The 18,475-nt window shown below is 59.3% G+C and carries 20 protein-coding genes; 10 read left to right on the top strand and 10 right to left on the bottom strand.

All coding sequences use genetic code 11. The features are described 5' to 3' along the window. The first annotated feature begins 72 nt into the window (after nucleotides 1-72). Genes HMPREF3096_RS14530 through HMPREF3096_RS14515 form a run of 4 tightly spaced genes read left to right on the top strand, consistent with a single transcriptional unit; the run spans nucleotide 73 to nucleotide 3,796 of the window. Nucleotides 73-1,482 carry a sodium:solute symporter family protein gene (locus HMPREF3096_RS14530; RefSeq protein ID WP_004151621.1) on the top strand — a complete coding sequence of 470 codons (1,410 nt, stop codon included), beginning with the start codon at nucleotides 73-75 and terminating at the stop codon, nucleotides 1,480-1,482. Nucleotides 1,483-1,485: 3 nt separating this feature from the next. Continuing rightward, on the top strand, nucleotides 1,486-2,652 hold the full coding sequence (locus HMPREF3096_RS14525) for a sialidase family protein (protein ID WP_016160991.1): 1,167 nt from the start codon (nucleotides 1,486-1,488) through the stop codon (nucleotides 2,650-2,652). Further along, on the top strand, nucleotides 2,649-3,122 hold the full coding sequence (locus HMPREF3096_RS14520) for a NanQ anomerase/TabA/YiaL family protein (RefSeq protein ID WP_008804960.1): 474 nt from the start codon (nucleotides 2,649-2,651) through the stop codon (nucleotides 3,120-3,122). Before HMPREF3096_RS14525 ends, HMPREF3096_RS14520 begins: the two co-directional genes overlap by 4 nt. Then, on the top strand, nucleotides 3,119-3,796 hold the full coding sequence (locus HMPREF3096_RS14515) for an SDR family NAD(P)-dependent oxidoreductase (protein WP_032730320.1): 678 nt from the start codon (nucleotides 3,119-3,121) through the stop codon (nucleotides 3,794-3,796). Before HMPREF3096_RS14520 ends, HMPREF3096_RS14515 begins: the two co-directional genes overlap by 4 nt. A gap of 63 nt (nucleotides 3,797-3,859) precedes the next feature. On the opposite strand, the gene HMPREF3096_RS14510 is transcribed toward HMPREF3096_RS14515, so the two are convergent. Further along, nucleotides 3,860-4,651 carry a PhzF family phenazine biosynthesis protein gene (locus tag HMPREF3096_RS14510; protein WP_008804961.1) on the bottom strand — a complete coding sequence of 264 codons (792 nt, stop codon included), beginning with the start codon at nucleotides 4,649-4,651 and terminating at the stop codon, nucleotides 3,860-3,862. A gap of 201 nt (nucleotides 4,652-4,852) precedes the next feature. On the opposite strand from HMPREF3096_RS14510, the gene HMPREF3096_RS14505 reads away from it, so the two are divergent. Beyond that, nucleotides 4,853-6,052, top strand: a complete 1,200-nt coding sequence (locus HMPREF3096_RS14505) for a sugar transporter (protein ID WP_008804962.1) — start codon at nucleotides 4,853-4,855, stop codon at nucleotides 6,050-6,052. A 70-nt stretch (nucleotides 6,053-6,122) separates the two neighbouring features. Here the strand turns inward: HMPREF3096_RS14505 and HMPREF3096_RS14500 are convergent, their stop codons facing one another. Beyond that, nucleotides 6,123-6,791: a MarC family NAAT transporter gene (locus tag HMPREF3096_RS14500; protein ID WP_002904403.1), complete on the bottom strand. Its 669-nt coding sequence runs from the start codon at nucleotides 6,789-6,791 to the stop codon at nucleotides 6,123-6,125. A 261-nt stretch (nucleotides 6,792-7,052) separates the two neighbouring features. Between HMPREF3096_RS14500 and marR the strand changes: the two genes are divergently transcribed. The 3 genes from marR to marB are packed head-to-tail and all read left to right on the top strand — an operon-like array spanning nucleotide 7,053 to nucleotide 8,140. Beyond that, nucleotides 7,053-7,487 carry a multiple antibiotic resistance transcriptional regulator MarR gene (gene marR / locus HMPREF3096_RS14495; protein WP_008804963.1) on the top strand — a complete coding sequence of 145 codons (435 nt, stop codon included), beginning with the start codon at nucleotides 7,053-7,055 and terminating at the stop codon, nucleotides 7,485-7,487. 19 nt (nucleotides 7,488-7,506) lie between these two features. Continuing rightward, complete coding sequence (marA, locus tag HMPREF3096_RS14490; protein WP_002904397.1) at nucleotides 7,507-7,881, top strand: MDR efflux pump AcrAB transcriptional activator MarA; 375 nt, start codon at nucleotides 7,507-7,509, stop codon at nucleotides 7,879-7,881. A 40-nt stretch (nucleotides 7,882-7,921) separates the two neighbouring features. Continuing rightward, on the top strand, nucleotides 7,922-8,140 hold the full coding sequence (gene marB / locus HMPREF3096_RS14485; RefSeq protein WP_008804964.1) for a multiple antibiotic resistance protein MarB: 219 nt from the start codon (nucleotides 7,922-7,924) through the stop codon (nucleotides 8,138-8,140). Nucleotides 8,141-8,186: 46 nt separating this feature from the next. On the opposite strand, the gene eamA is transcribed toward marB, so the two are convergent. Beyond that, a complete protein-coding gene (eamA, locus tag HMPREF3096_RS14480) occupies nucleotides 8,187-9,086 on the bottom strand; it encodes an O-acetylserine/cysteine exporter (protein ID WP_008804965.1) in 900 nt (299 codons plus the stop codon). Nucleotides 9,087-9,280: 194 nt separating this feature from the next. On the opposite strand from eamA, the gene ydeE reads away from it, so the two are divergent. Together ydeE and HMPREF3096_RS14470 are read left to right on the top strand one after the other, a co-directional pair. Further along, nucleotides 9,281-10,474: an efflux MFS transporter YdeE gene (ydeE, locus tag HMPREF3096_RS14475; RefSeq protein WP_012541778.1), complete on the top strand. Its 1,194-nt coding sequence runs from the start codon at nucleotides 9,281-9,283 to the stop codon at nucleotides 10,472-10,474. 129 nt (nucleotides 10,475-10,603) lie between these two features. Next, nucleotides 10,604-11,086 carry a helix-turn-helix domain-containing protein gene (locus tag HMPREF3096_RS14470; protein ID WP_012541779.1) on the top strand — a complete coding sequence of 161 codons (483 nt, stop codon included), beginning with the start codon at nucleotides 10,604-10,606 and terminating at the stop codon, nucleotides 11,084-11,086. 35 nt (nucleotides 11,087-11,121) lie between these two features. Here the strand turns inward: HMPREF3096_RS14470 and urtE are convergent, their stop codons facing one another. The 7 genes from urtE to HMPREF3096_RS14435 all read right to left on the bottom strand — a co-directional run bounded on the left by urtE (nucleotide 11,122) and on the right by HMPREF3096_RS14435 (nucleotide 18,428). Next, a complete protein-coding gene (gene urtE, locus HMPREF3096_RS14465) occupies nucleotides 11,122-11,820 on the bottom strand; it encodes an urea ABC transporter ATP-binding subunit UrtE (RefSeq protein ID WP_032730312.1) in 699 nt (232 codons plus the stop codon). A 9-nt stretch (nucleotides 11,821-11,829) separates the two neighbouring features. After that, on the bottom strand, nucleotides 11,830-12,627 hold the full coding sequence (gene urtD, locus HMPREF3096_RS14460; protein ID WP_032730310.1) for an urea ABC transporter ATP-binding protein UrtD: 798 nt from the start codon (nucleotides 12,625-12,627) through the stop codon (nucleotides 11,830-11,832). Beyond that, nucleotides 12,627-13,700, bottom strand: coding sequence for an urea ABC transporter permease subunit UrtC (urtC, locus tag HMPREF3096_RS14455; protein WP_008804969.1), 1,074 nt, complete (start codon nucleotides 13,698-13,700; stop codon nucleotides 12,627-12,629). Before urtC ends, urtD begins: the two co-directional genes overlap by 1 nt. Further along, the gene (gene urtB / locus HMPREF3096_RS14450) at nucleotides 13,700-15,274 is read right to left on the bottom strand and encodes an urea ABC transporter permease subunit UrtB (RefSeq protein ID WP_070544514.1); all 1,575 of its coding nucleotides are present in this window, start codon (nucleotides 15,272-15,274) and stop codon (nucleotides 13,700-13,702) included. The genes urtC and urtB overlap by 1 nt, the downstream gene beginning before the upstream one ends. Nucleotides 15,275-15,335: 61 nt before the next feature. Beyond that, complete coding sequence (gene urtA, locus HMPREF3096_RS14445; protein ID WP_032730307.1) at nucleotides 15,336-16,607, bottom strand: urea ABC transporter substrate-binding protein; 1,272 nt, start codon at nucleotides 16,605-16,607, stop codon at nucleotides 15,336-15,338. Between the two features lie 170 nt (nucleotides 16,608-16,777). Beyond that, on the bottom strand, nucleotides 16,778-17,881 hold the full coding sequence (locus tag HMPREF3096_RS14440; RefSeq protein ID WP_070544513.1) for a cobalamin-independent methionine synthase II family protein: 1,104 nt from the start codon (nucleotides 17,879-17,881) through the stop codon (nucleotides 16,778-16,780). 148 nt (nucleotides 17,882-18,029) lie between these two features. After that, nucleotides 18,030-18,428 carry a rhodanese-like domain-containing protein gene (locus HMPREF3096_RS14435; RefSeq protein ID WP_012541783.1) on the bottom strand — a complete coding sequence of 133 codons (399 nt, stop codon included), beginning with the start codon at nucleotides 18,426-18,428 and terminating at the stop codon, nucleotides 18,030-18,032. Nucleotides 18,429-18,475: the final 47 nt, after the last annotated feature.

The raw sequence follows: 18,475 nt of genomic DNA, 5'->3' as shown, positions 1-18,475 counted from the left end.
TGCTGCGCTTTTTTAATAAAACAGACCGGGTACCGCCGTGCCCAGGATTCGTACGCCCAGAGAGAGGCTAAGATGAATCATTTTACCGCTGAAGATACCTTTATTATTGTCGGCATTGTTATTGCCTATATTCTGTTTACCACCTGGCTGACATTCCGTATTCGTAGTAAAAATTCCGGGGATTTTATGGAAGGCTCGCGCGCCATGCCGGCCTTTATTGTCGGTATATTACTGATGTCAGAATATATTGGCGCCAAATCGACCATCGGTACTGCCCAGGCCGCCTTTGAGAGCGGAATTGCCGCCTCGTGGTCCGTGCTGGGGGCAGCCATCGGCTTTCCGCTGTTCGGTTTAATCCTGGTGAAACGCATCTATAACACCGGAAAAATTACCATTTCCGGCGCCATCGCTGAAAAATATGGCAACAGTACCAAAAATATTATCTCCCTGATTATGATTTATGCGCTGCTGCTGGTTAACGTGGGCAACTACGTCAGCGGTGCCGCAGCCATCTCCACCGTATTAAAAGTGAATTTACCGGTAGCCGCCTTTATTACCGCCATTGTGAGTACCTTTTATTTCGCGTTCGGCGGCATGAAGGGCGTCGCGTGGGTCACCATGTTACACAGCGCGTTGAAATACGCCGGTCTGCTGATCATTCTGGGTTTTGCCCTGTCCAAAACCGGCGGCTTCTCGCCGATGATGGAGAAGATGCCGGATTATTACTGGACATGGGATGGCAACATTGGTGCTGGCACGATCTTCGCCTGGCTCATCGGCACTATCGGCTCCATTTTTTGCACCCAGTTTGTCATTCAGGCCATTAGCTCAACCAAAGACGTTCGGTCAGCGAAACGCTCCACCTGGATCGCCTTCTTTTTCTGCCTGCCTATCGCCTTTGCCATCGCCATTATCGGCGTCGCGGCGAAATACCTGCATCCCGAGATCAACAGCCTGTATGCCCTCCCGGTCTTTCTGCAGGACATGAACCCGTGGCTGGCAGGTCTGGTGACAACGTCACTTGTGGCATCGATTTTCGTCAGCGTAAGTACCGTAGCCCTGGCCATTGCCTCGCTGGTGGTGAAGGATTTTTACGTACCATGGCGCAACCCAACGCCGGACCAGGAGTTCAGAGCCACACGCTGGGCGTCGCTAATTATCGGCTTCCTGCCGCTGATCTTTGTGCTGCTGGTACCGGAGGTGCTGAAACTCTCCTTCTTTACCCGCGCCATTCGCCTCTCCATTACCGTGGTGGCGGTCATCGCCTTCTATGCCCCCTTCTTCAGAAGCACTCGGGGCGCGAATGCCGGCCTGATCGGCGCCTGTGTGGTGACGTCCGTCTGGTATTTACTCGGCGACCCGTTCGGCATCAATAACATGTATGTCGCCCTGGCAACCCCGGCCATCATCATGGTGATTGACCGCCTGATCCCAAATAAATCACAACCATCCCCCGCCCCAGTTGAGCAACGTGGAGTATAAAACATGACCGTAATTCCGCCTTTTGACGGCGTCATTCGCCAACACCAGCAAGATGAACACATCGCATGGGCAATGCTTCCCTGCGCCTGCCCGCAGAACCATGCCGCCAATCTGCTGCCGCTGGATGACGGCAGCCTGATGTGCGTCTGGTTTGGCGGCTCCCAGGAGGGAAAAGCCGATATCTCTATCTGGGGATCGCGGTTAGCCCCCGGCAGTGACCGCTGGAGTGAGGCAGTCAAGCTATCTGATGATCCAGACCGCTCAGAACAAAACCCGGTGCTATTTCAGGCGCCCGATAACGTGCTGTGGCTGTTGTGGACAGCGCAATTTGCCGGAAACCAGGATACCGCCATTGTGCGCTACCGCCTCTCCCACGATGGCGGACGAAGCTGGGGGGCCATCGATACGCTGCTGGATCAACCGGGTACCTTTATTCGCCAGCCAATAAGCGTTATGTCTGACGGCAACTGGCTGCTGCCGGTCTTTTACTGCCGTACCGAACCCGGCGAGAAATGGGTGGGTAACAATGACGTCAGCGCGGTGAAGATCTCTTCAGACTGCGGAAAAAGCTGGCGTGACGTGGCGGTCCCGGAGAGCCTGGGTTGTGTCCATATGAGTATCACTCCGCTTCCGGACGGCAGACTGGCAGCCTTCTTCCGCAGCCGCTGGGCGGATCATATCTGGTTCAGCCAGTCCAGCGACCAGGGAGAGAGCTGGTCTGCGCCGGTACCGACGACGCTTCCGAACAACAACTCGTCCATTCAGGCGACCACCCTGGACAATGGCGAACTGGCGCTGGTGTTCAATAATATGAGCGCCGCTGGCGCCACGGAACGCCGCGCCTCGCTGTATGATGAAATTGCTGACGACGATGGCCGTAGGGAGCCGGAAGCGACCGGGAAAAGCGCCTTCTGGGGCGCACCACGCGCGCCGATGACCGTCGCTATTTCAGCCGATGGTGGTGAAAGCTGGCCGTGGCTGCGCAATCTCGATGAGGGTGACGGCTACTGCATGACCAATAATTCGGAGCAGAAGCTGAACCGGGAGTTCTCCTACCCCAGCATCAAACAGGGAGCAGACGGTAATTTGCATATCGCCTACACCTGGTATCGCCAGGCGATCAAGTATGTTCGTGTCTCGCCACAGTGGGTAAAAGGAGAAAGCGCATGATTATCGGTAATCTGCAGGCGCTGCAGCAGGCTGGTCTGCCGCCGGCGTTAAAGCAGCTATTGAGCAGCGAGGCCTGTTCGCTGGCTGCCCTCAGTGCCAGAGAGAATGGCCGCTTCCAGCCCGACGGTGCGCCGTGGTTCTGCACCCTCAGCGTGGTGCAAACCCAGCCTGCGGCCGAGCGGCATACGGAATATCATCGCCAGTGGGCGGATATTCAGGTCATCCTGGCCGGCGAGGAGCGGATCCAGGCGGGCATGGCTCCCGCGATGCGCCCGGAAGATAATGAGCTTAAGCCCGACCTCTATATATGTCAGCCGGCCCCGGAGAGTGTCTCTATTCTGCTGCGTCCCGGCGACTTCGCGGTCTTTTACCCCGGCGAGCCGCACCAGGCGCTGTGTGCGGTTTCGACGCCAGCGCCGGTCAGAAAGGCGGTATTCAAAATCCCCGCTGAGATGCTGGAGGCGCGATGAAGCGGGCAATGGTAACCGGGGCCAGCTCCGGGATCGGCGCCGCAGTGGTGAGGCAGTTGCTGGCGGACGGCTGGCAGGTGATCGGCATGAGCCGTTCGCTGCCGCCCTTCTCACAGCCGAACTTTCGCCATCTGTCGGTCGACGTCAGCCAGCGCAGCGCGCTGCTGGCGGCGCTGGAGCAGATTGAGCCCCCGCAGGCCATCATTCACGCCGCGGGTTCAATGGCGGCCGCCACCCTGGGCAATCTGGACCCTCAGCGCAGCGAGTCGCTGTGGCGTTTACACGTCGATGCGGCTCAGACATTGGTCAATCACTTCGCCCCGACCATGGGGCCAGGCGGGAGGATCGTTCTGCTGGGAAGCCGTACCTCACGAGGCGCCGCTGGTCGCTCGCAGTATGCGGCCACCAAAGCCGCGCTGGTCGCTCTCGCCAGGAGCTGGGCGGCAGAGCTGGCGCCTGCCGGGGTGACGGTCAACGTCGTGGCTCCCGGGGCAACCGATACGCCGATGCTTCATCAGCCAGGCAGAGAAAGTTCCCCGCCGCGGCTTCCGCCGCTTGGGCGACTCATTACTCCGCAGGAAGTGGTCTCTCTGGTGAGCTGGTTGCTGAGCGAGGGCGCATCGGCGATGACCGGACAGGAGCTGGTGATGTGTGGCGGCGCATCGCTGGGCTGATGCTATGTCGCCCCGGGGAGCGGAAGTAGATTACCGCTCCCCGGGGCGACGCGGTGGCGATGATTAACGCAGGTAAACCGTTCCGCGCAGATAGGTGGTGGCCTGGCCGCTAATCAGCACCCTGTCGCCCTGCCACTGGCAGCGCAGGTCGCCGCCGCGGGCGGAGACCTGGCGCGCCATCATGGTGGTTTTCCCCAGCTTTTCGCCCCACCAGGGGATCAGCATGCTGTGGGCGGAGCCGGTCACCGGATCCTCTGGCACCCCTTCTCCCGGGCAGAAGAAGCGGCTGACAAAGTCATACTCCTCATCCGGCGCGCTGACGCAGATCATTTTGCCGAGCTTCTGCAGACGTGCCATATCGGTCTGCACCGCTTCAACCTGCTGGCGATCCGCCAGCACGACCAGATAATCACGCCCCTCCCGCACCTCGACGGCAGACTCAAGCCCCAGTCCGGCCAGCAGGTCCGCCGGCGGGTTGTCCACCGGGGTGGTCGACCAGGCCGGGAAGTCGAGCGTCAGCCAGTCGCCGCTGCGGGTCACCCGCAGTTCACCGACAAAACGGGTGCTGAAGGTAATCGTCGCCGAGGGATGGTCAAGATACTCGAAAATAACATGCGCCGTCGCCAGGGTGGCGTGGCCGCAGAGGTTGATCTCGCCCAGCGTGGTAAACCAGCGCAGCTCATAGCCTTCGTCGGTGTGGACGAAAAACGCCGTTTCGGACTGGTTATGCTGTTGGGCCATTTTCAGCAATACATCGTCCGCTAACCACTCGCTGAGCGGGCAAACGGCCGCGGCATTACCGCCAAAGTTTTTATCGCTGAAGGCATCGACCAGATAAAATTGAATTTCCTGCATACACTGTCCTTACTTTTTTTACTTTCCTTCAACATGACATAAAAGCGCTCCCCTGACACTATCCATAGCAAAATTAATTGCTTAACCGCGGCCAGCCACTTGCAGCGAAATGAGATACAGATCACAAAATGATTGTCTTTTCGCCAGTAATCGTTTTAAGATCACCGTCACATCTTCCCTTGAATCACCCGTCCAGAGCTTATGACTACGAATACGGTCTCACGCAAGGTAGCGTGGCTACGTGTCGTGACGTTGGCCATCGCCGCGTTTATTTTTAACACCACAGAATTCGCCCCTGTCGGTCTGCTGTCCGATATTGCCGGCAGCTTCGGCATGGAAACCGCCCAGGTGGGCATGATGCTCACCATTTATGCGTGGGTGGTGGCGCTGATGTCGCTGCCGTTTATGCTGCTGACCAGCAAAATGGAGCGCCGGCGGCTGCTCATCGGCCTGTTTATTCTGTTTATTGCCAGCCACGTTCTGTCGTTTTTTGCGTGGAGTTTTGACGTCCTGGTGATTAGCCGCATTGGCATCGCTTTTGCGCATGCGGTTTTCTGGTCGATTACCTCAGCGCTGGCCATCCGTATGGCGCCGCCTGGCAAACGGGCGCAGGCGCTGAGCCTGATCGCCACCGGTACAGCCCTGGCGATGGTGTTCGGTATTCCGATTGGCCGCATCATCGGCCAGTATTTTGGCTGGCGAATGACCTTCCTGGCGATTGGCCTCGGCGCGTTAGCCACCCTTGCCTGTCTGGTAAAACTGCTGCCGACGCTACCGAGCGAACATTCTGGCTCGCTGAAAAGCCTGCCGGTGCTGTTCCGCCGCCCGGCGCTGGTCAGCGTTTATATTCTGACCGTGGTGGTGGTGACCGCCCACTATACCGCCTACAGCTATATCGAGCCCTTTGTCCAGACGGTGGCGGGCCTGAGCGGCAACTTTGCTACCGTGCTGCTGTTGATCCTCGGCGGGGCCGGTATTATCGGCAGCATTCTGTTCGGTAAGCTCGGCAACCAGCACGCTTCCGGGCTGATTAGCATCGCTATCGGCCTGCTGCTGGCCTGCCTGCTGTTGCTCCTGCCTGCCTCGGACAATGCACATCATCTGATGCTGCTCAGTATCTTCTGGGGCGTGGCGATCATGATTATCGGTCTCGGTATGCAGGTAAAAGTGCTGGCTTCTGCGCCTGATGCCACCGACGTCGCCATGTCCCTGTTCTCGGGTATCTTTAATATTGGTATTGGCGCTGGCGCGCTGGTGGGCAGCCAGGTGAGTCTGCATCTGTCGATGGCTTCCATCGGCTACATCGGTGCCATCCCGGCGCTGGCCGCGCTGGTATGGTCTCTGATGATCTTCCGCCGCTGGCCGGTATCGCTGGAAGACCATCAACCGCACCACTCCTGAGTTACCGCGATAAAAAAGCCTGCCGGCATGGCTACCGGCAGGCTGTTGTCTCTCATCCCATCCGGGGCGATCAGGGGTGCCAGGTCGAAATGATCTCCAGCACGCCATTAATAATAAACTGCACGCCCATACAGACCAGCAGGAAGCCCATCAGCCGCGAAATGGCCTCGATGCCGCCTTTGCCTACCAGACGCATAATCGCGCCGGAACTGCGCAGACAAGCCCACAGAATCACCCCTAACAGCAAAAAGATGATCGGCGGCGCCGCCAGTACCACCCACTCCGGGAAGTCCACACCGTGCTTAACGGTCGAGGCGGAGCTAATAATCATCGCAATGGTTCCCGGACCGGCGGTGCTTGGCATCGCCAGCGGCACAAAGGCGATATTGGCGGTCGGTTCATCCTGCAGTTCTTCCGATTTGATCTTCGCTTCCATCGAATCGTGGGCTTTTTGCTGGGGGAACAGCATGCGGAAACCGATAAAGGCCACAATCAATCCCCCGGCGATACGCAGCCCAGGTATTGATATGCCGAATGTATTCATCACCACCTGACCGGCATACCACGACACCATCAGAATGGCGAACACATACACCGATGCCATCAACGCCTGCTTGTTCCGCTCGGCGTTGTTCATATTGCCCGCCAGGCCGAGGAACAGCGCCACGGTTGTGAGTGGGTTTGCCAGCGGTAAAAGCACCGCCAGGCCAAGCCCTATTGCTTTAAACAAATCGAACATAGTTAATTAAAGTCCCGTTAATATTCATTTTTTAAGTATTGTTTCGTTCCGTGAGTATACCGGCTTCGACACTTTCGCCGCCAGCCTGCTGATAAACCACTTCCGCTAAAAATTAACAAGCGTTAGCAAAACCACAAACAGTGACCCACGTCAGATTTTTTTATTTTAGCAAATCGTGGCATCGGCCAATTCATAATGTTGACTTATGATTGCCTGGGCAATAGTATCACATGCAACTAATTACTTGCCTGGGCAACCATCATGAAAAGTACCAGCGACCTATTTAATGAAATGATCCCGTTGGGCCGCTTGATCCAGATGGTTAACCAGAAAAAAGATCGCCTGCTCAACGACTACCTCTCACCCATGGATATTACCGCGACCCAGTTTCGCGTGCTCTGTTCCATTCGTTGCGAGGTATGTATTACCCCCGTTGAGCTGAAAACCGTGCTTTCCGTCGACCCGGGCGCGATGACGCGTATGCTCGACCGCCTGGCGTGCAAAGGCTGGATTGAACGGTTACCCAACCCCGCTGACAAGCGCGGTGTGCTGGTGCAGTTGACACCGGACGGCGCAGCCCTTTGCGAGCAGTGTCATCAGGTTGTGGGTCAGAAGTTACACCAGGAGTTAACAAAAAATCTGTCGGCGGACGAAGTCGTCGCGCTTGAGCAACTACTCAAGAAGGTCCTGCCGTAAAATAAGAAGAGGTAAGATGATGTCCAGACGTAATAATGACGCCATCACTATCCATAGTATTTTGTCGTGGATCGAGGATAACCTGGAATCGCCCCTGTCGCTGGAAAAAGTGTCTGAGCGTTCAGGTTACTCCAAGTGGCACCTGCAACGTATGTTTAAGAAAGAGACCGGCCATTCCCTCGGCCAGTACATCCGCAGCCGCAAGCTGACGGAGATTGCGCAAAAGCTCAAGCAGAGCAATGAGCCCATTTTGTACCTGGCGGAACGCTACGGTTTCGAGTCGCAGCAGACCCTGACGCGAACGTTCAAGAACTATTTCGATGTTCCGCCCCACAAGTATCGCATAACGAATGTACCTGGCGAATCCCGCTATCTGCATCCGCTAAATAACTGATGTTAATCGCCTGTATTATCAAAGACGTATTGAGGAAATCATGAAACTATTCGCTGCCGCAGCTATCGTACTCCTGTCGCTGGTCTCCAGCCTCAGCTATGCGGAGCAAAACACCACGCCGGTGCGTCAAAACCAGCGTGATACAATGATTATCCCTTCGGAACATAACGATTCGCCATTTGATTTCAATCATATGGCGGCTGGCAGTGATAAATCCGACGAACTGGGCGTGCCGTACTACCAGCAGCACGACCTGTGATGCCATTACACGCATAATTGTGTAGCCCCTTCTTCGGGGCTTTTTTTTATCCGCGCGCCATACCCGGCCGCACCAGACGTAAGCCGAAGACGTTAATATAGAGCCCGGCCATAATCAGTACCGCCCCGGTGAGCTGCAGTCCGCTCAGCGTCTCCCCCAGCAACAGCGCAGCGCTGGCCATCCCCACCACCGGCACCAGCAGCGACAGCGGCGCCACCCGCCAGGTCTCATAGCGCCCCAGCAGCGATCCCCAGATACCATAGCCGACGATAGTGGCGATAAACGCCAGATAGAGCAGCGACAGTATCGTTAGCAGATCGATGTGTTGCAGGCTCGCCAGCATGGTCTGCGGGCCATCAATCAGCCATGAGGCCAGCATAAACGGCAGCACCGGGATCAACGCGCTCCACACCACCAGCGACATAATGGGCGGCCGGGCGGCATGCGACATGATTTTCTTGTTGAAGATATTACCGCAGGCCCAGCTGAGCGCCGCCGCCAGGGTCAGCATAAAGCCCACCAGCGGCACATGCTCCCCGCCAAGGCTGCCCTCCACCAGCACCAGCACGCCAAAGATCGCCAGGGCGATCCCCGCCAGCTGCTTGCCCTGCAGACGTTCGCCAAAGACGAAGGCGCCGAGAATGATGGTGAAGAAGGCTTGCGCCTGCAGCACCAGCGATGCCAGCCCGGCAGGCATACCCAGGCCGATAGCGCAGAACAGAAAGGCAAACTGACCAAAGCTAATGGTCAGGCCATAACCCAGCAGCAGGCGCAGCGGGATGGCCGGGCGGGATACAAACAGCAGCGCCGGGAAGGCGACCAGCATAAAGCGCAGCCCCGCCAGCATCAGCGGCGGCATATTGTGTAATCCCAGCTTAATCACCACAAAGTTAAGCCCCCACACCACCACTACCAGCAGCGCCAGCAGTCCATCTTTCCTCGTCATACCCTGCCTCTGTCGTTATTAGAATTTTTGTGAACAAAATCAAAGTAACTAAAAAGCGGCCGCCAGGATAGATCATTATTTTTGGCAGGCCAGGAAGTGCGCCCGGCGACCGGGCTGACCTGTACAAGGCGTAATGAGCGTGTTATTTGTGATCGAAGACATAAAATTATAACAACATGACAGGCAAGGAAATCATGATCACCACTCTCAGGCGCTCCACCATCGCGCTGCTGGCATCGTCGTTACTGCTAACTATTGGCCGAGGGGCCACACTGCCGTTTATGACTATCTACCTCACCCGACGTTATCAGCTGGATGTCGATGTGATTGGCTACGCGCTGTCGCTGGCGCTGGTGGTCGGCGTGCTGTTCAGCATGGGCTTTGGCATCCTCGCGGATAAGTTCGACAAAAAGCGCTATATGGTGTGGTCAGTGCTGGTGTTTATTCTGGGATTTAGCGCGATACCGCTGGTCAATAACGCTATCCTGGTGGTGATCTTCTTTGCGTTGATCAACTGCGCCTACTCGGTGTTTTCCACCGTGCTAAAAGCCTGGTTCGCCGACCGACTGACGCCGGAGAAAAAAGCGCGTATCTTCTCGCTGAACTATACCATCCTCAATATCGGCTGGACCGTCGGGCCGCCCATCGGCACGCTGCTGGTGATGCACAGCATCAATTTGCCGTTCTGGCTGGCGGCCGCCTGCGCCGCCTTTCCATTGGTGTTTATTCAGCTGTTTCTCCAGCGGGAGGTGGCCGTGGCCCAGCCGGGCGCTGTCGCCTGGTCTCCCTCGGTGTTGCTGCATGACCGGGCGCTGCTGTGGTTTACCTGTTCCGGGCTGCTGGCCTCCTTCGTCAGCGGCGCTTTCGCCTCCTGTCTCTCGCAGTATGTGCTGGTGGTCGCCAGCAGTGACTTCGCCGAGAAAGTGGTGGCCGTGGTGCTGCCGGTTAACGCCGCGGTGGTGGTCGCTTTGCAGTACGCGGTTGGCCGGCGGCTGAGCGCCAGAAATATTCGCCCGCTGATGACCTTCGGCACCGTCTGCTTTGTTATCGGCCTCGTGGGCTTTATGTTCTCTGGCGCCAGCCTGTGGGCGTGGGGGATCTCGGCGGCGATCTTCACCCTCGGGGAAGTGATTTATGCCCCCGGGGAGTATATGCTGATTGACCATATTGCCCCGCCGGGGATGAAGGCCAGCTACTTCTCCGCCCAGTCGCTGGGGTGGCTGGGCGCGGCATTCAACCCGATGTTCACCGGGATGATCCTCACCCATCTGCCACACTGGTCGCTTTTTGTCATTCTTATCGTGGCGATTGTCGCCGCCTGGCTGATGATTTTCCGCGGGATGAATGCCCGTCCCTGGCAGCCGGATTGTCCGCTGGCTAACGCCTGACACCAGCTGGCATGCGGTTGTCGGGTTGATGTCGGGCCGTTGTCGGGTCGCTGTCGTGGTGGCTGGCGGCCCGGTTCACCATACTCCATCACAGGTTTACATCCGCAGAACGTCATGGAGCATACGAATATGAACAGCAACAATCAGGTCAAACAATTACGGCTACAGCGCGCCTGGTCCCAGGAGCAGCTGGCCGAAATGGCGGGTCTCAGCGTCCGCACGATCCAGCGCATTGAGAATGGAGAACGCCCGGGGCTGGAGACCCTCAGCGCCCTCGCCGCGGTCTTTGAGGTCACGGTGGCCGAGATCGGCGGCGAAGCCTCGCGGGAGGGTGCGCCGGGCCCGGAAGCCTCGCTGGATCTGCGCATAGAGGAAGCCAAAGCGCGGGTGCATCAGGAGAGCCGCTTTTTCCGTTCGCTGTCGGTGGCGCTGGTGGTTTGCGTGCTGCTGGCGGTGCTTAACCGCTTCACTAATCCGCAGTATTACTGGTCCGGCTGGGTCGCCCTGATCTGGGGCGCCCTGCTGGTGGTGAGAGGATTACGCCTGTTCGTGTTCGGCGAATGGATCAAAAACTGGCGCCAGGCGCGCCTGCAGCGGCTGTTGCGCAAATAGCCCGCAAACCGGCGGCGCGCACGCCGCCGGCCTGGTCAGATGGTCACCATGGCGCGCACGCCGTCGCTCTCCATATCACTGCCCTTGCCCTGCTGGACGATGGCGCCGCGCGACATCACCAGGTAGTGGTCCGCCAGCCCGGCGGCAAAGTCATAGAACTGCTCCACCAGCAGGATCGCCATATCCCCGCGGCTCGCCAGCTGGCGGATCACCTCGCCAATCTCTTTGATAACCGAAGGCTGGATCCCCTCGGTGGGTTCATCGAGGATCAGCAGCTGTGGACGGCTGGCCAGCGCGCGGCCGATCGCCAGCTGCTGCTGCTGCCCGCCGGATAAGTCACCCCCTCGCCGCTGCTTCATGGTCTTGAGCACCGGGAAAAGCTGGTAGATCTCCTCCGGCACCTGCTGCGCTTCGCGGGCAGGAAAGCGCGACAGCCCCATCAGCAGGTTTTCTTCCACCGTCAGGCGCGGAAATATCTCGCGCCCCTGGGGAACGTAGGCGACCCCGGCCTGCACCCGCTGGTGCGGTTTGCGATGGGTGATGTTCTGATCCTGCCAGCGTACCTCACCGCTGCGCGCCGGGATCAGCCCCATCAGGCATTTCAGCAGCGTGGTCTTACCTACGCCATTGCGCCCCAGCAGGCAGGTGACTTCGCCCTGGCGGGCGGAAAAATCCACCCCACGCAAAATATGGCTGCCGCCGTAGTATTGATGTAGCTGACTCACCTGTAACATTGGCGCTCCTTAACGTCCCAGATAAACTTCAATGACCTGCTCATTGGCCTGCACCTCCCGCAGCGATCCCTCCGCCAGCACCTGGCCCTGATGCAGGACCGTCACCCGGTCGGCGATGGTCTCGACAAATCCCATGTCGTGCTCCACCACCATCAGGGAGTGCTGTCCAGCCAGGGTACGAAACAGCTCCGCCGTATACTCCGTTTCCGCATCGGTCATGCCGGCCGCCGGCTCATCAAGCAGCAGCAGATGCGGCTCCTGCACCAGCAGCATGCCGATCTCAAGAAACTGTTTCTGGCCATGGGACAGCAGACCGGCCTGGCGGTAGCGCTCGCCGTCGAGACGCAGCAGGCGCAGCACCTCATTCAGCCGATCGTCCTGTTCGCTGCTTAGCCGGGCGCGCAGGCTGGCCCACACCGATTTATCTCCCTTCATCGCCAGGGCGAGATTTTCCGCCACCGTCAGCGCTTCGAAGACCGTCGGCTTCTGAAACTTGCGCCCGATGCCCTGGCGGGCGATGGCCACCGGGTCAAGAGTGGTCAGATCCACCGACTGGTCATAGAGCGCTTTGCCGCTTTGCGGCCGGGTCTTGCCGGTGATCACATCCATCAGGGTAGTCTTGCCCGCTCCGTTGGGGCCGATCACACAGCGCAGTTCGCCGACGCCTATCGACAGCGACAGATCCGTCAGCGCCCGGAAACCGTCAAAGCTGACGTTGATATTCTCCAGCTGCAGCACCGGATCGGTTTGTTCGCGAAAGCGATCGCCGGGCAGCTGACGGGTAAACAGTCCTTCATCCGGTTGCATTAGCGGTCTCCTCGACGCAGCAGGCCCATCACTCCGCGGGGTAAAAACAGGGTCACGATGATGAAGATGAGGCCCAGAAACAGCTGCCAGTACTCTGGCATCGCCACGGTGAAAATGCTTTTCGCGCCGTTGACCAGCCCCGCGCCAAGCACCGGGCCGATCAGGGTGCCGCGCCCGCCGAGCGCGACCCAGATGGCGGCCTCGATGGAGTTGGTAGGCGACATTTCGCTGGGGTTGATGATCCCGACCTGCGGGACATATAACGCCCCCGCCAGACCGCAGAGCACCGCCGACAGCGTCCATACCAGCAGCTTGAAGCCGCGCGGGTCGTACCCGCAGAACATCAGCCGGTTTTCGGCGTCACGCACCGCGGTGAGGATCCGGCCAAACTTACTCTGCGCCAGCGCCGAGCCCAGCCACAGGGTCAGCAACAGCAGCAAAACCGTGGCCATAAACAGGGTGGCGCGGGTGCCGGTGGCGGTGACCGGAAAACCCAGCAGCGTGGTAAAACCGGTGAAGCCGTTGTTGCCGCCAAACCCGGTCTCGTTGCGAAAGAACAGCAGCATACCGGCATAGGTCAGGGCCTGGGTCATGATCGAGAAATAGACCCCTTTGATCTTCGAGCGAAAGGCAAACCAGCCGAAAACCAGGGCCAGCAGACCGGGAACCAGCACCACCAGCGCCATCGCCCAGGCGAAATGCTGCGTGCCCCACCAGAACCAGGGCAGCTCGCTCCAGGAGAGAAAAGACATAAACGCCGGCAGACCGTCGCCCGCCGCCTGGCGCATCAGGTACATCCCCATGGCGTACCCGCCGAGGGCAAAGAAGATCCCGTGCCCCAGCGACAGCATGCCCGCATAGCCCCAGACCAGATCCAGCGCCACCGCCACAATGGCGTAGCAGAGGATTTTGCCGCTCAGCGTCAGCAGCCAGCTCGGCACCGCCAGCGGATGCGAGGCCGGCAGCAGCGCCAGGAATGGCATACTCAGCAGCCCCAGCACCAGCAGGATCCCCAGCCAGCGCAGAGGCCGCGGCGCGCGCTGCGCCAGCGTTAAGGTGATTGGTTGGCTCATCAGTCAATAACCCTCCCTTTCAGCGCGAACAGACCCTGCGGGCGTTTCTGAATAAACAGAATAATAATCACCAGGATCAGGATTTTGCCCAGCACCGCGCCCATTTGGGGTTCGAGAATTTTGTTGAAAATACCCAGCCCAAAGGCCGCCGCCACGCTGCCGGCCAGCTGGCCGACGCCGCCCAGCACCACCACCAGAAACGAGTCGATGATGTATCCCTGACCCAGTTCAGGCCCGACGTTGCCAAGCTGCGACAGCGCCACGCCGCCCAGCCCGGCAATACCGGAGCCGAGGCCAAAAGCCAGCATATCCACCCGCCCGGTAGGCACGCCGCAGCAGGCGGCCATCGCCCGGTTCTGCGTCACGGCGCGGACGTTCATCCCCAGACGGGTACGGTTCAGGATGAGCCAGGTAAAACACAGCACCAGCAGGACGAACGCCAGCACCGCCAGCCGATTCCACGGCAGGATCAGGTTCGGCAGGACCTGCACGCCGCCGGAGAGCCAGGCCGGGTTTGCCACCTCCACGTTCTGCGCGCCAAACAGCATCCTCACCAGCTGGATAAGCATCAGGCTGATCCCCCAGGTGGCGAGCAGCGTTTCCAGCGGCCGACCATACAGATGACGAATAATGGTGCGCTCCAGCGCCATGCCGATCCCGGCGGTCACCAGAAACGCCACCGGCAGCGCGACCAGCGGATAAAAGGCCAGCCATTGCGGCGCGAGCTGCGCCAGCGCCTGCTGTACCAGCCAGCAGCTGTAGGCGCCGATCATTAACATCTCACCGTGGGCCATGTTAATCACCCCCAGCAGGCCATAGGTGATCGCCAGCCCCAGCGCGGCCAGCAACAGCACCGATCCCAGCGACAGCCCCATAAAGGCCTGGCCCAGCAGATCGCCGAGCAGCAGACGATGTTTGATCTTTTGCAGGCTGTCGCTGGCCGCCTCGCGCACCGCCGCATCCGGCTCATGCTGGGCATCGGTAAAGGGGATCAGCAGCGCCTGGGTTTCCGGGTCCGCGGAATGGCCGAGCAGCGTCACGGCGGCCAGCCGCGCGCTGACCTCAGGCTGAGTGAGCTGCAGGCGCGCCAGCGCCACCTCCAGCAGACCCCGCACATTATCATCGGTTTCCGCCTGCAGCCGCTGTTGCAGCAGCGCGGCCATGGCCGGGGTCGCTTCCCGCTGTAGCGTTCGTGCGGCGGAAGCTCTCTCCGTGACGTTGTCACTTAAAATAAGGTGGCTGGCCAGCGCGCCGGCAGCCAGATTGCGCAGCCGGTTGGTCAGACGGACCGGTCGGGTTTCGCCCTGCGGCGCGGCGGCAGCGCCCAATGGCTGTAATCCGCCCTGTCGGGTGCGGAAAGCATGTTTTCCGTCGTCCATCACCAGGCTCTCGGTGGTCAACGCCCGCAGCAGCGGCAGACGATCCGCCTGCGGCGCTGCCGCCCACTGGGTCAACAGCTGCGCCTGCTGGCTGCGGCTGGCGGCAACGAAGTCGTCCGCCTCCGCGGCCTGCGCCCGCCACGGCAGCAGGATCAGCAGTAGCGCCAACACACTCATGAGACGCAATGCGTTCATGTCGTTCTCCTCTGGTCAGCAGCCGGCGGGCGCTATGCTCCAGCCCCGTCGGCCCTGGCGCTTACTGGCTGACGGTTTTCACCGGATGGTCAGGTTTCTTATCGTTACCGGGGATCCACGGACTCCACGGCTGCGCGCGAACGGGTTTATCGGTCTGCCAGACCACGTTGAACTGGCCGTTGCCTTCAATTTCACCGATCATCACCGGCTTATGCAGATGATGGTTAGTGGCATCCATGGTCAGGGTAAAACCGGACGGCGCGTTGAAGGTCTGCCCGGCCATCGCCTCGCGCACTTTATCGACATCGGTGCTGCCCGCTTTGGTCACCGCCTGCGCCCACATATGCAGACCCACCCAGGTCGCTTCCATCGGATCGTTGGTCACCACCGTATCGGCATTCGGCAGCTTGTGCGCTTTGGCGTACGCGCGATAGTCGGCGACGAAGGCTTTGTTGGTCGGATTATCGACGGACTCAAAGTAGTTCCATGCCGCGAGGTTGCCGACCAGCGGTTTGGTATCGATGCCGCGCAGCTCCTCTTCCCCCACCGAGAAGGCCACCACCGGCACATCGGTCGCTTTCAGACCCTGGTTAGCCAGCTCTTTGTAGAACGGCACGTTGGAATCGCCATTGATGGTGGAGACCACTGCCGTTTTGCCACCGGCGGAGAATTTTTTGATATTGGCGACGATGGTCTGGTAATCGCTGTAGCCGAACGGGGTGTAGACCTCCTCGATATCTTTGTCCTGGATCCCTTTGGCATGCAGGAAGGCGCGGAGGATCTTGTTGGTGGTGCGCGGATAGACGTAGTCCGTCCCCAGCAGGAAGAAACGTTTGGCGCCGCCGCCATCCTCACTTAGCAGGTATTCCACCGCCGGGATAGCCTGCTGGTTAGGCGCCGCGCCGGTATAGAAGACGTTGGGGGACATCTCTTCCCCTTCATACTGCACCGGGTAGAACAGCAGGCCGTTCAGCTCCTCAAACACCGGCAGCACCGATTTACGTGAGACCGATGTCCAGCAGCCAAACACCACCGCCACTTTATCCTGGGCCAGCAGCTGGCGCGCCTTCTCGGCAAACAGCGGCCAGTTGGAGGCCGGGTCGACCACCACCGGCTCCAGCTTCTTGCCCAGTACCCCGCCTTTGGCGTTGATGTCGTCGATGGCCATCAGCGCGACGTCCTTCAGCGGCGTTTCGGAAATCGCCATCGTTCCCGAGAGCGAATGCATGATCCCGACTTTGATGGTGTCGGCGGCATAGGCCTGGAATGAAAGACCCATAGCCATTACAGAGGCGGAGAGTGCAAAAGCTTTTAATAACGTTCTACGTTGCATGATTCACTCCTGAGTAGCGCAAAAATAAAGAATTAACAGCTAACCAGAGGTGATAAGGCAAAAACGGTGCCAGGTTGTGAAAACAGCAGGATGCGGGACAGGTGGGCGGCGGAGACGGTGGGGACGGCAGCGTTGCCTCATCACGGTGCAACGCTGCGCTAAGAAAGTTATTACCAGACGTCGGCGGCGATCGACGTCACCAGTCGGACTTTTTGCCACTGCTGGTCTTCGCTGAGGGCATTGCCCTCTTCCGTAGAGGCGAAACCGCACTGCGGACTCAGGCAAATCTGCTCGAGCGGCACATACTGCGCGGCCTCAGCGAGACGCGCTTTCACCCCCTGCGGATTCTCCAGCTCGCCATTTTTGGTGGTGATCAGTCCGAGAACCACCTGCTGATGGCCAGGACGAATAAAGCGCAGCGGCGCGAAATCCCCGGAGCGGTCGTTGTCGTACTCAAGGAAGAAGGCATCGACATTGACGCCGCCAAACAGCACCTCGGCCACCGGCTCGTAACCGCCTTCCGAGATCCAGGTTGAACGGAAGTTACCCCGACAGACGTGCAGGCCCACCGTCAGATCGGCCGGCTTACCTTCCAGCGCCTGGTTCAGCACCCGGGCATAAATGCGCGCCAGCGCATCCGGATCGTCGCCGCGCTCGCGTACCTGCTGACGCTGGGCATCGGAGCACAGGTAGGCCCACACGGTATCGTCCAGCTGCAGATAGCGGCAGCCGGCGTCATAAAACGCGCGGATCGCGTCGCGCCAGGTGGTGGCCAGATCGTCGAAGTAGTCGCTAAGATCCGGGTAAACGGTGGCATCAATATCTTTCCGCCCGCCGCGGAAGTGCAGCACGCTCGGGCTGGGAATGGTCATCTTCGGCTGCGCGTCGCCGCTGATGCTTTTCAGATAGCGGAAGTCCTCCAGCATCGGGTGGTCGCCAAACGCCAGCTTGCCGGTGACGCGAACGCCGTGCGCTTTGGTCTGCACGCCGTTAAACTGGATCCCCTGCTCGACATCGTAACGTTCAACGCCCTGCAGGCCATCGAAGAAATCGAAATGCCACCATGCGCGCCGAAACTCACCGTCGGTGACCACATGCAGGCCGCAGTCGCATTGCTGCTGAACCAGATGACGGATCGCGTTATTCTCAATTTCGCGTAGCTGACCGGCGTCGATAATCCCCTCAGCCAGCTGCTGACGCGCCTGTTTAATGCTGTCCGGGCGCAAAAAACTGCCGACGATGTCTGCGCGGAACGGGGCCTGTTGACGTTGCATGCTGTCTCCTTAGCGGTGGGCGCGTTAGTTGCCCACCGTGATAGTTCATTATTTGAATTTTTAGACTTCTGGATGGCTATATGTCCAGATACTGGCATGCAGAGTGGTGGGTCGCAAACGAGAATATTTCATGGTACATGAAATATTTTCATTTACCGGAAACAAACGCATAGCCCTCATCTTCCCAGCCGGTGAGTCCGCCGAGCATCATTTTCACCGGCCGCCCGAGCTCAGCCAGCTTCAGCGCGGCAACGTCAGCACCGTTGCAGTGCGGCCCGGCGCAGTAGACCACAAAGAGGGTCTCCGCCGGCCAGGCGGCCATTCGCTCGGCGGTGATCTGGCTGTGCGGGAGATGCTGCGCGCCTGGCAAGTGACGTCTGGCGAAGGCTTCCTCGCTGCCGACCACGTGCAGCAGGACAAAGTCGACCTCGCCGGCACGCTGGGCGCTGTGCACATCGGCGCAGTCGGTCTCAAGATGCAGCTTATGGCGGAACCAACGGATAGCCTCAGCGGAAGCGGCAGGGGGAAATTGGGTTACTACACTCATGGCGTCTTCTCCTTGTCTGTGATAACACTACTTTACTGACGCCCATC

Origin of the sequence: Klebsiella sp. HMSC25G12 (genome assembly GCF_001807705.1) — a bacterium.
In the GTDB taxonomy this organism is placed as follows: Bacteria; Pseudomonadota; Gammaproteobacteria; order Enterobacterales; family Enterobacteriaceae; genus Klebsiella; species Klebsiella variicola.
Note: the sequence above shows the minus strand (reverse complement) of the source record. Positions and strands in the feature narration are given on the sequence as shown.